Origin of the sequence: Streptomyces sp. NPDC101151, from assembly GCF_044768335.1 — a bacterium.
Taxonomy (GTDB): domain Bacteria; phylum Actinomycetota; class Actinomycetes; order Streptomycetales; family Streptomycetaceae; genus Streptomyces.
On the sequence record NZ_JBIWPP010000054.1, the window covers coordinates 1 to 14,041 of the forward strand.

General features: G+C 68.9%; 12 protein-coding genes. 9 read left to right on the forward strand and 3 right to left on the reverse strand.

Translation table 11 applies throughout. The features are described 5' to 3' along the window. From ACIRU3_RS43470 to ACIRU3_RS43480, 3 genes are all read left to right on the forward strand, one after another. Nucleotides 1-868: transposase (locus ACIRU3_RS43470; protein ID WP_404069287.1), on the forward strand; the 868-nt coding region annotated here is incomplete at its 5' end. Between the two features lie 332 nt (nt 869-1,200). Next, the gene (locus ACIRU3_RS43475; protein WP_404069289.1) at nt 1,201-2,250 is read left to right on the forward strand and encodes a glutamate--cysteine ligase; all 1,050 of its coding nucleotides are present in this window, start codon (nt 1,201-1,203) and stop codon (nt 2,248-2,250) included. Between the two features lie 496 nt (nt 2,251-2,746). Next, on the forward strand, nt 2,747-3,136 hold the full coding sequence (locus tag ACIRU3_RS43480) for an STAS domain-containing protein (RefSeq protein WP_404069291.1): 390 nt from the start codon (nt 2,747-2,749) through the stop codon (nt 3,134-3,136). 437 nt (nt 3,137-3,573) lie between these two features. On the opposite strand, the gene ACIRU3_RS43485 is transcribed toward ACIRU3_RS43480, so the two are convergent. Continuing rightward, on the reverse strand, nt 3,574-4,239 hold the full coding sequence (locus ACIRU3_RS43485; RefSeq protein WP_404069293.1) for an NADPH-dependent F420 reductase: 666 nt from the start codon (nt 4,237-4,239) through the stop codon (nt 3,574-3,576). Between the two features lie 103 nt (nt 4,240-4,342). Between ACIRU3_RS43485 and ACIRU3_RS43490 the strand changes: the two genes are divergently transcribed. From ACIRU3_RS43490 to ACIRU3_RS43500, 3 genes are all read left to right on the forward strand, one after another. After that, nucleotides 4,343-4,717, forward strand: a complete 375-nt coding sequence (locus ACIRU3_RS43490; RefSeq protein WP_404069295.1) for a winged helix-turn-helix transcriptional regulator — start codon at nt 4,343-4,345, stop codon at nt 4,715-4,717. A 364-nt stretch (nt 4,718-5,081) separates the two neighbouring features. Then, nucleotides 5,082-5,438, forward strand: a complete 357-nt coding sequence (locus ACIRU3_RS43495; protein ID WP_404069297.1) for a hypothetical protein — start codon at nt 5,082-5,084, stop codon at nt 5,436-5,438. Between the two features lie 349 nt (nt 5,439-5,787). Further along, the gene (locus tag ACIRU3_RS43500; RefSeq protein ID WP_404069299.1) at nt 5,788-8,265 is read left to right on the forward strand and encodes a hypothetical protein; all 2,478 of its coding nucleotides are present in this window, start codon (nt 5,788-5,790) and stop codon (nt 8,263-8,265) included. Nucleotides 8,266-8,645: 380 nt separating this feature from the next. On the opposite strand, the gene ACIRU3_RS43505 is transcribed toward ACIRU3_RS43500, so the two are convergent. Beyond that, the gene (locus ACIRU3_RS43505; protein WP_404069361.1) at nt 8,646-8,969 is read right to left on the reverse strand and encodes a DUF6192 family protein; all 324 of its coding nucleotides are present in this window, start codon (nt 8,967-8,969) and stop codon (nt 8,646-8,648) included. Between the two features lie 184 nt (nt 8,970-9,153). Then, nucleotides 9,154-9,987, reverse strand: a complete 834-nt coding sequence (locus tag ACIRU3_RS43510; protein ID WP_404069301.1) for an ANTAR domain-containing protein — start codon at nt 9,985-9,987, stop codon at nt 9,154-9,156. Nucleotides 9,988-10,118: 131 nt separating this feature from the next. Here ACIRU3_RS43510 and ACIRU3_RS43515 point away from each other — a divergent pair, with 131 nt between their 5' ends. The 3 genes from ACIRU3_RS43515 (at nt 10,119) to ACIRU3_RS43525 (ending at nt 13,345) form a co-directional block, all read left to right on the forward strand. Then, nucleotides 10,119-10,451 (forward strand): MarR family transcriptional regulator, encoded by a 333-nt coding sequence (locus tag ACIRU3_RS43515; protein ID WP_404069303.1) that lies wholly within the window; start codon nt 10,119-10,121, stop codon nt 10,449-10,451. Between the two features lie 649 nt (nt 10,452-11,100). Then, nucleotides 11,101-11,544 carry a CBS domain-containing protein gene (locus ACIRU3_RS43520; RefSeq protein ID WP_404069305.1) on the forward strand — a complete coding sequence of 148 codons (444 nt, stop codon included), beginning with the start codon at nt 11,101-11,103 and terminating at the stop codon, nt 11,542-11,544. Between the two features lie 559 nt (nt 11,545-12,103). After that, nucleotides 12,104-13,345, forward strand: coding sequence for a SpoIIE family protein phosphatase (locus ACIRU3_RS43525; RefSeq protein WP_404069307.1), 1,242 nt, complete (start codon nt 12,104-12,106; stop codon nt 13,343-13,345). Nucleotides 13,346-14,041: the final 696 nt, after the last annotated feature.

Genomic DNA, 14,041 nt, shown 5'->3' on the forward strand with positions numbered 1-14,041 from the left:
GGCCACCGACGACGCCGAGGACCAGGCCTTCGGCCCCGACGGCAAGGCCACCGACCTGCCCACGGAGCTGGACCGCCGGGAGAAGCGACTGGCGAAGCTGCAGGCCGCCCGCGCGCAGATCGAAGCCGAGGCCGCCGAGAAGGCCCGCCGCCACGCGGAGGAGAAGGAACGCCGCCGTCAGGAACGGGCCGGCACCAGCGACGAGCAGGCTGTCACCGACGCGGGCCACAGGGCTGCCGCCACGGCCCGGCCCAAGCCCAAGGCCCAGGCCAACTTCACCGACCCCGACTCGCGGATCATGAAGAACAGCGACGGCGCCTACATCCAGGCATACAACGCTCAAGCCGTCGTGGATGACAAGCACCAGGTCATCACCGCCGCCGACGTCACGACCAACCCCTCGGACGCGCTGAACTACACCAGCATGCTCGACCAGTCCGCCGCCAACACCGGCCACCACTCCAAGCAGGCCCTGGTCGACGCCGGATACTGCTCCGAGACCAACCTGGAAGCCGCCATAGAGCGCCAACTGGCCTGCGGCACCGACACGTTCATGGCCACCGGCCGCCTGGCCCACGACGAACAGGTCCCGCCTGCGCCACGCGGACGCATCCCGGCGGCCGCCACGCTGAAGGAGCGCATGGCCCGCAAGCTGCGGACCAAGCCCGGCCGAGCCGCCTACAGCCGCCGAAAGGCCATCGTCGAACCCGTCTTCGGTCAGATCATGACCTGCCAGAACGGCCGCCAACTCCTCCTACGCGGCGAGGACGGCGCCCGGGGAGAGTGGAGGCTACTCGCCGCCTGCCACAACCTCCGCAAGATCTTCCGACACATCGGAACCACTGGCCTGGCCGCCGCGACCAGCTAACCGCCCTCGCCACCGGCCCGCTCCCGCCGAGCCACGAAACTCAGCAGCACACGACGCTACCGAGACTCCAGGCCGCAACCGGGCAATCACCCATCGATCCCGCCGATCACGACCACCCGGCCAATCGCCAGTTACTGAGACACGCTCCTAGGCGAACGCCGAGCGTTCGGGCATGAACTGGTCTCATCGCTGCCGAGATAACGCCCACGGTGGCCAGGCGGTCGCCGGCGGCAGGTGTCGAGGGCTCTGCCGGGGGCAGCCGGGGTCGCCGGAGAGCGACGGCTCCAGGGTGAGGGACGCCCAGCAACGGCGCGGACAAGGAGTGGCGTCAGGTGCGAACTGTCGGAGTGGAGGAGGAACTTCTTCTCGTAGACCCGGACAGCGGAGAGCCGGAGGCGCTGGCGGCCGCCGTCCTCGCCCGGGCCGAGCAGGACGATCCAGGGCAGGAGGTCTTCGAGAAGGAGCTGTTCGGGCAGATGCTGGAGTTCGCCACGCATCCGCAGGCGGACATGGCGGATCTCGAGGCGGAAGTCGTACGCTGCCGGAAGCAGGCGGCGCGGCTCGCCGACGACATGGGGTGTACGGTCGCCGCGCTCGCCACTTCCCCGTTGCCGGTCAGCCCGTCGATCAGTGTCAGCGAGCGCTACCGGTGGATGGCCGAGCACTACGGGATCACCGCCCGTGACCTCGTGTGCGGATGTCATGTCCATGTTTCGGTGGAGTCCGACCAGGAGGGCGTGGCCGTGATCGACCGGCTGCGTCCGTGGCTGCCGGTGCTGTGCGCGCTGAGCGCCAACTCGCCGTTCTGGCAGGGCCGGGACACCGGCTACGCCGGCTATCGCAGCCGGGTATGGGGCCGCTGGCCTTCGGCGGGCCCGACGGAGCTGTTCGGCTCGGCCGAGCGGTATCACCGGCGGGTGGCGGACATGGTGGCCACCGGGGCCATCCTGGACCTAGCGATGGCGTACTTCGACGCGCGTCTGTCCGCGAGCTACCCGACGGTGGAGATCCGGGTGGCGGACGGGTGTCTGCGCGCGGACACGGCTGTCCTTGTCGCCGCGCTGGCCCGCTCGCTGCTGGAGACGGCCGCGCGTGACTGGCGGGCCGGGCGGCCGCCGCTCGACCACAGTGTGAACCTGCTCCGGCTGGCGGCCTGGCGGGCCGCCCGTTCCGGCCTGGAGAAGGACCTGCTCGACCCGGCGACCATGCGGCCGGAGCCGGCCGCGGACGTGCTGCGTTCGCTTCTGGAGCACGCCGAGGACGCGCTGACCGAGTGTGGCGATGCTGCCTGGGTGGAAGCGGCCGTGGCGGACCTGCTGCGCCGAGGCAACGGTGCCCGCGAGCAGCGTCGGCTGCTGGAGCGCACCGGCAGCCTGCGATAGGTCGTCACCGAAGTGCGTACGACACACCCAGGAGTGACCGCGGCCGCAGAGAATGGGGCACTCAGTTCACCGAGGGGCCTGTGGCGCAGAACCGAGTCTGGGGGACGTCGAGAGTGCTGACCAGCGGGTTCCCTGGTCCGATGTGTGCCGACCCTGTCGCAGATGTGAGAGGTGACAGCCCGTTTCCCGCCGCAGTGGACGGTCACGGGCCTCGCGGGAAAGTCAGCCGTGGCCGGGTGTGGTCAGGCCGGTGCCACAACCCGGCGCGCTTGCGGCCTGGTGTTGGATGTGTGGGTGTGCCAGGCTAAGGGGGAGAACCAGCCTGGTCTGGTGAGAGCCCTCGCGCCGCTGAGGTCACAGGCACAAAGGTGACCGAAGACGGGTGCGGGTGGTCTTGCTCGGCGGTGAGCGGCACCGATGGCCGCGCGCTTGACGGCCTACTTCCGGCAGTGGGGGCCGACCGTGATGGGCTTTGCTCCCGAACGGCGGTTTCACCATGCCGGATCTCATTGTGCAGGTCCGTGAGCTTCCCGACCGGATCTTGCTCACGCTGGTCGGCGAACTGGACCTCGATACCTTTCCCCGGGTCGTCCACGTCACGGATCAGGTGAGCCTGCGCGGCCGCATTCTCTGTCTGGACCTTTCGGGCATGCCGTTCATGGACGCCAGCGGCCTGGAACTGCTGCAGCGCCTGCAGGAGCGCGCCGATGCGGAAGGCGGCCTTCTTGAACTGTGTGACATGCAGGCCGAGCCGCAACGCGTTTTGGACCTCACCGGTACCCGCACCCGGTTCCGCATTGTCGCCCGGACGAACAGGCTCTGGGGCGGGCGCCCGCCCGCTGATCCGGACGCCCGCACCGCTGCTCGCCTGGCTGCGGGGCTTTAGACGTCATCTCATGTGGACAGTCTTCGGTAGCAGATGAGGGTGCCGGCGATGCTGGTGAAGACGAGGAAGTGCTGGGCTTTGCGTTCGTAGCGTCGGTGGAGGCGGCGGCAGCCGGGCAGCCAGGCCGTACTGCGATGGTCCAGCGGTGGCGGCCCAGTCACTGTGAGGTCTCGATACCCCTTGCAGGCGATGCGGTGGGTGATGCCGCGTCCGCGTAACCATCTCCCCAGTGGGCGCAGGTGTATCACTTGTTCGCGTGGAGCTTGCCGGGCTTGCGCATTCGACGTCCGCGGCGCGACCGGATGGGCGGAATGCAGCGGAGGAGGGGCTCGAGTGCTTGGCTGTCGTGCAGGTTCGCCCCCCCCAGAGCGGCACCGGCAGCCAGCCCGCGGCCTGCCCCTGGTCAAGTCTCCGGTCTCGTACGTTCGAGGCCAAAGTCAGGGCTCGTCGTCGACCGCGCCGGGTGCCAGGGCGGGGGAGGGGAAGGCGTGACGTGCCTCGCCGCCGGACCACCACACACCGATGGCGAGGACCGCAGCCGCCTCCAGCAGCGCCGCGCGGGACAGCCCGCCGCAGGGCAGGGGGGAGCAGCCCATCGATGTGATCAACTCTGCCGCAACGGCGGCCGCGGCGGGCGTGTCGGCGCAGAAAGGCACTGCCAGGGGCGCGCCCTCGAAGGCGGGTCGCCGCAGGGTCCAGATGCTCTCGTGGCATATGCCGAACACCTTGGCGACACCAGCGTCCGGCGCGGCGGCCGTGATGCGCGCGGCGACGGAGTCCGTGCCGCCAGCGGTGGTCAGGGAGGGCCCGTCCGGGCCGGGCTCCATGGGCACCGTGCAGTCGAGCACCGTCCGTCCGGCCAGAACAGGGGCGAGCTCCCGGGCCAACCGCGGTGCGCTGTTTGCTGGTACGGCCATCAGGACCGCCTCGCCGTAAGCAGCCGCCTCGGTCAGGCCACCGTGCCCGGCGGCTTTGATCCTTGCCGCAGCCGTGGCTGCGGCCGCTACGTTCCGCCCGCCCACCAGGACCTTGTGCCCGGCCCGTACCCAGGCACTGCCCAAGGCAGTGGCCATCGAGCCCGTGCCGAGAATGCCGATGCGCATGGTGCTGGTCCCCTTTGCTCTTGCCTCGTGGGATGTCATGACTGGAACGCTAGGCGGGCTGATGCACACCGCCCGGTGTGCATCAGCCGGGCAGGATGGGCGTATGGGAGAGCATGAGGAGCTGGCAGGGGACGGATTCGCGGCGGACTGCCGGGCCCGGGTCGCCTTCGAGGTGCTGGCGAACCGATGGGACAGCGTGGTGGTCTTCATCCTCGGCGAGGGCGGCCCGAGGCGGCCGCGCGACCTGCTGGACCGGATCGGCGGGATCAGCCCCAAAGTGCTCAACGACGCGCTGCGGCGGCTGGAGTACAACGGCCTGGTGGAGCGCCGCTGTTACGCCGAGGCGCCCCCGCGCGTCGACTACGCCCTCACCGAGGCCGGCACGGCCCTGCTGGTTCCCATCCGCGCGATGGGCACCTGGGCCGCTCGCTACGCGGACGTCGTCCTGGCCTCTCAGGAGCGCTTCGGCACCCGCTGATTCTGCAATGGTCTGTGTGGTTTCGACGACCTGGAGTCGCGCGGACTCCTGACCCGCCGCCCGGACCCCAAGGACCGCCGCGCACGCCTGCTGACCCTCACCCCGCAGGGATGCCAGCTCCGCGACATGGTCCAGGACGCGGTCCAGGAGTCGAGAAGCGGCTGCTCAGCCGCGTGAGGCCCGACCGCTACCCACACTCTTCCCGCTACGACCCGGCCTGGCTCGTCGGCCTCGACGTGGGCCCGAACCCGTTGTGGCTCCTGGAGGACCTGGCCCGGGACCTTGATCTGAGCCCGGCACGCGGGTCCTGGACCTCGGCTCCGGCAGGGGCGCCACATCCGTCTTCCTCGCCCGGGAGTTCAGCGTGGTCGTCGTCGCCGCCGACTGGTGGATCCCTGCGGAGGACGCGGCCGCCGTCTTCGCCCAGGCGGGGATCGGCGACCGGGTGAAGGCAAGTACGGGCGGAGGTGCACGTACTGCCGTTCGAGGCAGAAAGCCTCGACCGATCGTGAGCATCGACGCGTTCGAGTACTTCGGCACCGCCGACGGCTACCTTCCCTGCCTGGCCCACACCCTTCGCCCCGGCGGCCAACTGGGCATCGCCACTCCCGCTATGACCAGAGGGGTCCGCGAACTCGGCACGATTCCGCCCCACATCAAGCGCGTGGTCGGCAAGGAGGCGATCGCGTGGCACACGGCGCACTGGTGGCGTTTCCAGTGAGAGATCACCGAACTGGTGGACGTCACCTGCGCGCGACTCCAGGAGGACGGCTGGCGAGACTGGCTACTGTGGGCGCGGACGTGCGCCGATCAACAGCCGAACCGCCACGATGTCATACGAGGAGTCGGCGACGCTGAGAACTTGCCGCTGAAGCCGACATGCCAAGCTGGCCAGGGACACAAGGGCCATTGCGTGTCTCCTGGGCATCGTGAGGAAGCGCAGTCAATGACTCCATGTCCACGGCGGCGTATGAGGAAGTCCTCGGGACAGACGAACTGTTCGCTCCTTCCTTGTAGGCCTTCTGGGCTGTCACCATGGCCGGATGAGGAGTCGGGGGCGCCACTACGCCGTGTACTGGTTCGGGCTGCTCTTGGTGGCAGTAGGCCTGGTGGCGATCCTCCGCCAGCTGCGCGCTGACGACTGGAAACTCAGCCTTGAGGTGTTGGGACCGGCCGGAGGCTTGGCCACTTTTGTCGTGTCGATCCAGTTGTGGCATCGCAAGGCCATCGGACGGGCGGCCGTAACAGCATCCTCCTCAGTCATGGTGGAGGCCAAGTCTCTGCTGGCCGAAAGCACGTGGAGAGCATGGTCACGTGAGGCACAGCTACGGGATCAGGCCGGAGGAAAGCCGATTCCCGTGACCTGGCAGTACGTCACATGGCAGGGAGAGGCGGACGGGGTGGCGCTCGCGGGCGCCGTCGAGCCCAAGGAAGCAATCCGTCAGGCGAATGACATGGCGGCAGCGTTCCTGGGCTGGGAATCGCGGCAGTTGATTGTCATTGGCGCGCCTGGCATGGGCAAGACGACGGTCGCCATGCAGTTGACCTTGGCACTGCTGCGTCCCATCACCTACGGCCAGGAGCGTCCGCCCCTCGATCTGGTGCCCCTGTTTGTTTCGGCCGCCAACTGGTCGCCGGACCGAGGCAGTTTCACTCAATGGATCGCGCAGGAACTGTCCCGGATGTGCCCCGAGGTTCCCAGTAAGGGCCACGACATCCCGCGGCGTCTCGTCGACGCTCCCCACGTCGTGCCGGTACTCGATGGGCTCGATGAGATTGCGGCGCCGATCCGTGCCGAGGTGTTCGCGGCACTCAGCGATGTTCGGTCCCCTTTGATCCTGACCTGTCGTACTGAAGAGTTCGAACAGGCCACACGCTCACAGGGCGGCCTGCTGTCCGCGGCAAGGATTATCAGACCGCTGCCACTTACGCCCGCGGGCGCCGCCGTCCACCTCAGAGGCGCACTGCCCAAAGACCCGGCCACCGGATGGCCGGAGCTGTTGACTCTCCTGGAGAGTGCCGACTCCTACACGGGATCGGTCGCCGTCCTCGCGGCAGCGGTCGCCACCCCGCTGGACCTGGGGCTGCTGCGGACCACCTACATCCAGAACAGATGCCGGTCGCCCGAGGAACTGCTGCGACCGGACCGGTTCACCGACGAGCGGGACATGCGCGGTCACCTCTTCGATCTGCTCATTGCCGATGTCCTGGAACGCCGGCGTCGGCTATCGGACCATGAGGTCCCCTCGCACCTGCGCCCGCGCCGTCCTCACAAGCCGGAAGATGTGCGGCTGTGGCTTGGCTTCCTCGCTTCCCGCATGGCCGGCACACCGCCGCCAGGGGGCGCTGAGGGCCGGCAGGAGCAACCACCCGCAACCCGAGACTTGTCCTGGTGGTCCCTTGCTGCTCTGACACTGCCTCGATGGGTTCTTCCCGGGGTGCAGATCGTGACCTGGGCGGTGCTCGGTGCCGTCACGGGCGCGACCGTCGGAACGGTCGCGCCATCCAAAGACATACCAGGCGCGGCCACAGGGGCGTGGGGCCTGTTGTTCGTCGCCGCCTTGCTGTGCGGGGGCCTCGGCGCGTCCTCCGCGAACGACATCCTCTACTCGGGCCCGCGGTACTCATCCGCCGGGGTCGCCGCGGCGGATCGTTCCCGACAACGCCTGCGGCGTGACGCGATCGCCTGGGTGCTGGGGGGAGCGCTGCTCGTGGCGGCGATCGTTGTGATCACGTACGCGACCATCTGGCTTTGGCATGCCGTCACCGAGGATTCTGCCGGGGCATTCTTGCCCAACGCCGGAGAACGCCTGCTGTTCGGACTCACTGGCGGAGCCCTGGGTGGTCTGCTCTTCGCCCTCTTCAGCCGGGCCGATTCGGCATTGGAGAAGCGTGTGAACAGTCCGGGCAGCTCGTTGCGGGCCGACCGGTACGGTGGCCTTCTGCGGATGCTGCTGGTCTTGAGCATCACCGGACCCCTCATCGGATGGACGGCATGGCAGCAGCGCACGGACCATGACGTAGTCACCGGAATGCTCCTGTGGTCTCTGGGCACTGTCGGCTTCACGCTGTTCAGCGGCCGGCGGGCATGGTTCGCCTACGCCGTCGCTGTTGCTCACGCGGCGTGCCGTCGCAGACTTCCGCTGCAGCTGATGCCGTTCCTCGACGATGCCTACCGGCTCGGCCTGCTCCGTGCGGTGGGGCCCGTGTACCAGTTCCGGCACGCCGAATTTCAGGACTACCTCGCCAATTGGTACAGGGAGACGCACGCGGCTGCGGAATCAGCTCCTGACGCCGACGCCCCTCCGCACCACCAGGGGTGGTCTCTCGGCCTTCGTGTCCTTGCGATCTTGGCAGCGATCGGCATCGGAATCTCCAGCGTCTGGGATCTGATCCGCTCTGGGGGATCGCTGTCGGTCTCGAGCCTCGTATCCGACTGCGGCGGAATCGTGCTCATGGTTGCGGGCGGTATCTACCTCGCCCGGGAATGGCGAGAGCACGGCCGCACTGCGACCCCTGCGTCTCGGCGTGGGGCACGAGGTTCGTGACGCTGTCCGGTAAGTCGACCAGCGCCGTATCTGCAACGCCGACACCCAGGGTGGTGTGGTAACTGGCCGACCTGATTCGGTTCGGGCGGGTGGAGGCCGACGGTCGTTCCCCGGTGGGTTCGGGGTTGAGGAGTTCGGCCAGCCAGGGACCCTGTGAAGAGGCAGCGGCGGCCGAGGATTTGTCATTCATCGTGGACTTCGGCCGCGATCGCGGCGCGAGCCGGTCGAGGTCGACGATGAGGTGTCGCCATGCCAGCCACCCACGCGAGGTAGCTCGGATCACGTGGCACGGAGCACTGCTTCTGGACGTGGTGCCGCGGCGTCGGGACGGACGGGCTGACGCGTGAGCCGTCGGGACATCAACGTGATCGCCGCGTTGGTCAGGTCACGGGCCAGCCGCCGGGCGTGCGCCCCAGACCCAACCGCGCTCCACGGCCCACGCGCGGAGACCTGGTCGTCCGCCGCCAGGTCGTGGATCGCTCGACTTTCTCCTGTGCCGCCGTCTGCGGGCTCTCCACCCGCCATCCCACCAGTCGCTTCGCCGCGTCCTGCGTCCAGCTCGGCCTTCCATCGCCGGGCAACCGCGGCGGGTTCTGGATGAGTTCGAAGCGGTCGCCCAGTCTCTCAAGGATCCGGTGGACCTCGCACGAGACGCCCTCCGCCCGGTGTTCGGCCGGCCACCGGGCGGCTGTGTGCCGGTAGATCCGGACGCTGGTCCCTTCGCCGGCGACAAGCCCCCCGGCCTCACTCGACCCTCCTCGGCGTCGCCGTGATCAACCCCGAGCGTCCTGCCCGCCGTGCTCAGGCTTCTGGGCGCCACAGACCGTGCACCGTCGCGCCAAGTGCGATCTCGGTGGCGTGAAGGGCTGAGCCCTGTGCGCTCCTCGGTCATGCCTCGTCGGGTGCAGGCATCGCTCGGCCATCCTGGCAGTCCTTCTGGACAGACTGTTGCAGTTGCACCTCGTCAGAAGGTGCATGACCCGCATGAAGAGAGGCCACAGCCGCGCGCACCTGCTCCTGGACCGCCTCGGACAGCGGACGGCCCTGCACCGTGGCCCTCAGCTCCTCTGCGACCACGGCGAGCTTGGTGTTCGTGTTCTGGGAGGCCACGACCAACACCTGCCAGGCATCCTGAGCACTGAGGCTGAAGCTGGCCATCAGGATTCCTGTGGCCTGGTCGATGACCGGCCGCGTCTGCATGGCCCGGCGCAGCTGATCGACCTCGATGCGCAGGTCCTCGTCGCCGTCCAGTACATCCTCCTCATGCGCTGCGGCCGGCGGAGTGGGGGCGCCTGCCGGACGGGTGGAGTCCGGCCGCTCGAGCGTGAACAGCGGCCACGTGGCCGTCACGCTCAGCAGGCGCTGCACCAGAGGACTGGCGGCCTGGATGGTCACCGTCTTACCCGCCGCCAGGGCGCGGTGCCGTGCGGCCAGGAAACAGTTCAAGCCGGCGCAGTCGCAGAACGTCGTCCCGCTCAAGTCGAGATCCACACCGTGGGTGCTCCGGCTGAGGGCGTCCTGCAGCGCGGCTTCGAGTGCCGCCTTGGCACTCAAGTCGATCTCGCCGCGGAGGGTCACGCGCACGCGCCCTGCGCGGCGCGACACGTTGATCAGGAGACCCGGCGGTGCTGCTCCCGCTCCGGCAGGCGATTGCATCACTGATCGTCTGCTTCCCATCCCCGCCTCCCTGGCCCGCTGCCGGGGAAGCTTCTGCTGCAACATGGCCGCCTCCTTCACAGGGCGCCCACTGGTTCCACATTCAGGTTCGGCTCGCCGCCCGTACCCTGTCAAGAAATACCGGAAATTTTTTTCAGTCTTTCGGATGCGTGAACAGCATGTCCTACCCTGGGGGTATGGGAGAAGTACCTGAGCCACACACGGGATGGACCTTCCTCACCAACCACGCCCGGGTCCTCGCCGCGATCGCGAGCAATCACAGGCCGCGCGTCCGCGACATCGCCGCCTACTGCCGGCTCACCGAACGCGCGGTCCAGAAGATCATTTCCGACCTGGAGGCCGGTGGATACCTCACCCACAACCGTGAAGGCCGGTCCAACGCATACAAAATCCAGCCCGGAACCATCCTGCGCCACCCGGCCGAGGCAGACCTGACCGTGGCCGCGCTGCTCTCCCTCCTGGTCCAACACGACGCCAGGCGAACCGAAGAAGCCAGAAGAACCGGATGACAGCCTGCACACGGCAGAGCACCCGACGGCTCACAGGCCGACCTGCAAGCAGGGCCCCGATGCCCACGTGCCGACAGGCACAGGCGGAGACGCGACACACCGGCGCGTCGCGTCCCCTCATGGGGACCACGGGACCGCGGACCTCGTCCGCCCAGTGCAGCGTCTGCAGCACCAAAATCTCGTCCTCAGCCCGCAGCCCGGTCAGGTGTTGCCCCTCGGGGCCAGGAGCGAGAACGTGACCACACTGGATCGCCACTGCCGCCACGCGGCGCCGAGCTGACGCGGAATGGCAGTCGGCGGGCTTGCCGCGCCCGGCCCGGCCAGAGAACGGCTCGGGCAGTTCTTTTCCGGGTCGATAGTAAGTGCGTCGAAGCTGGCCGCGCTGCGCGAGCTCTGAGCCCGCTACGCGTGCGGCAGCGCTTCGACGGCGCCTCGAGATCGCCAGAGCGGGGCCCACGCCGACCTGGTCGAACCGATCACCCCCGACGAGGACTCGCTGTTCGTCGTCAATGCCCGGCACTCGATCTTCTTCCAGACCCCGCAGGAGTACCGGGGCGTGCAGCGTGGCAGCCGCCGGGCATCCGTGTTGCGATGGAAGGACGTACCGGCCCCGGCACGTATACGTGCCACCCTCACCGGAGGAGCGATCATGGCAAAGAACAAGCCGCTCAAGGCTCGCGACATCATGACGGCGGGCGCGAAGTGCGTCGGTGAGCACGAATCCCTGCAGGACGCGGCGAGGCTGATGCGTGAGATGCAGGTGGGCGCGCTGCCGATCTGCGGGGACAACGACAGGTTGCAGGGCATGGTCACCGACCGGGACATCGTCATCCACTGCGTGGCTGACGGAGAGAACCCGGCCCAGATCGAATGTGGTTCCCTCGGCGGCGAACTGCACTGGATTGACGCGGACGCATCGGCGACGGACGCCCTGCACCTCATGGAGCAGCACCAAATAAAGCGGCTGCCCGTGATCGACGTGCAGAACGGCCACCGCCTGTGCGGGATGATCACGGAGGCCAACCTCGCGCAGAACCTCACCGACAAGCAGATCGCCGAATTCGCGAGCCACGTCTACGCGGGCGCCCACTGAAGTCCCGAGGTACGGGGCTCCTCCGCTCGACCATGCAACACCGGCTCAGACACGTGTCGTACACGTCACGGAGGAGGCAGCCCGGCCAGGAGCCGGTACCCCTTCCGAGATCAGCGTCCGGACCCCGTGTCCCGATCACGTCGCTGACGGGGCGGACAGCCTCGACGCCTTGCCCGGTGAACGCCTCACCGGGCCCCGTGCACCGGCCACGGGAGTCGCTGATCCCCGACGACCTTCTCACCAGCGGCCAAGTCCCGGAGGGCCACCGCGACAATGCAAGTCGCGTGCAGAGCCCCGGAGGCCGACCTGTCCGGCGGCCCGATTTTCGGCGGCCGCGCGGGGCACCCCAGACGCCCGACGGTCGGCGGCGTGCAAGCACTATGCCACGGCGTCCTCGACCGTCGCCGGTTCGACAGCAACAGCCCCGGTCAACTCCAGAACCCGCAGATAGCCCGCCCCTCGGGTGTCCGGCCGGGGCGCTGGGCTGAGCCCTGAGGTACCGGCCGGACGCATACTTGGGGATCAAGGGTGAGCTCCGGCGGGGGCGACAGGAGACCGCATGACCACGCCGCGGATCGACTACCAGGCGTTGTTCGCCGTGACCCCCAGTCCCTACCTGGTGTTGACCCCCGACCTGGTGATCGTTGAGGTCAACGAGGCCTATCTGCGGGTCACGGGCCGAATCCGGCAAGAGCTGATCGGTCGGTACCTTTTCGATGTCCACCCGGACAATCCGGCAGACCCGGACGCCGACGGGGTGCGCAAGCTGAACGCCTCGCTGCAGAGGGTTCTGCGCTCGAAGAGACCAGACACGATGGCGGTGCAGAAGTACGACATCCCCGTCTCCGGCGCTCCGGGAGCGTTCCAGGAGAAGTGGTGGTCGCCCATCAACACACCCGTCCTGGGACCTGACGGAGAAGTCGAGTGGATCATCCACCGAGTGGAGGACATGACCGAGTTCGTGCTGACCCGCCCTCTCCACCCGAGGCAGGACGACCCGGGCGGTGAACGGGATGCGCTGGAGGCCGAACTGTTTGCGCGGGCGCAGGAACTCCAGCGCCTCAACGAGGAACTCCGCGAAGCTCACGACCGGGAACGCCGGACCGCCCTCACCCTGCAAGAAGCCATGATGCACTCGCCGGACCTGGCCGGGCACCAGGACATCGCGGTGCGCTACATCCCGGCCGCCCGATCACTCAATGTCTGCGGGGACTGGTACGACGTGGTCGACCTGTCCGACGACACCTTCACCGTCGCGGTCGGTGACGTGGTCGGCCACGGCCTGGAAGCCGCCGCCGTCATGGGCATGTTCCGCAGTGCACTGTCCGCCGCCGCCCGCGCCCTCCACGCACCCGGCCCGGCCATGGACGTCCTGAACCTGTACGCCCGCGCCTTCGAGAGCGCGCTGGCCACGACCGCGGCCAAAGCCATCATCGACACCCGCCTGCGGCGCATCACTTACACCAGCGCAGGCCACCCACCACCCATCCTCTCCCGGCCGGACGGCACCATCATCCTGCTCGACCAGGCCACCGACCCTCCGCTCGGCATCCTCGCCGACCGCGCCCCGCGCCCGCAGGCCACGGTGCCCTACGCCCCGGGCGACACCCTTGTCCTGTACACAGACGGACTCATCGAACGCCGCGGCGAGGACATCGACGCCGGACTGCACCGCCTCACCGACGCCCTCGCCCACCACGCCCGCCTGAGCCCACACCAGCTGGCCGACACCCTCCTCACCCGCCTGGGCGTGACCGATGGCGGACGCGACGACATCGCCTTGATCATCGTCCGCCTGTGAACGCACGACGCCCGGAGTGGTTGCGCCAGAGCGAGGTGTGAACGGTCGGCGCTTTCGGGCCAGAACCGGAGGGCTGCTGACGACAAGGCTCGCACGGCGGCGCAACCGTCTTGCCATGGGCCCGCACGTCATCGACGCCGACGCCGAACCGGCGAGCGTGTTGCCATGTTCGCCACCGCGGTCGAGGTGTTCTCCAGGGACGCCCATGGCCTCTGAGCCAGCGTGCGGCAGGGAGTTCGGCGCCCCTGCGCCGGGACAGGAGGGTCACCGCACCGGTCGGCGCGCTGTTCGGCAGCGCCCGCCCGAGATCCAGGCTCCCCCCGGGTGCGATGGTGAAGCCGGGCCGGTCGGGGGGCCCACGGCCACACACCCGGCCCGGAGCGTAGGAGACTTCCGCTTCCCGCCGCCGTCGGGATCGACACTCCGGGCGTCCAGCGGCACCACCCACGGGCCGTGGGGTCGGCCCGGTCACCGCCCGGGACGGGACAGCCGGCCACGGCGAGTGGTCGGCCGCCCGTACCGGCCTGGCCGGCGGCTCTCACGGCCCGCAACACGGGCGCGGTTACTGCGAGCGGCGCCCGTCCGTCCACCACACACAGCACCCGTCCGAGCTGCTGCCCTCCCGCGGTCCGCCTCGAACACCCTTGTGGCGGCGGGGCCGCGGACCTACGCCTACCGACCGACCGGGCCCAGCCC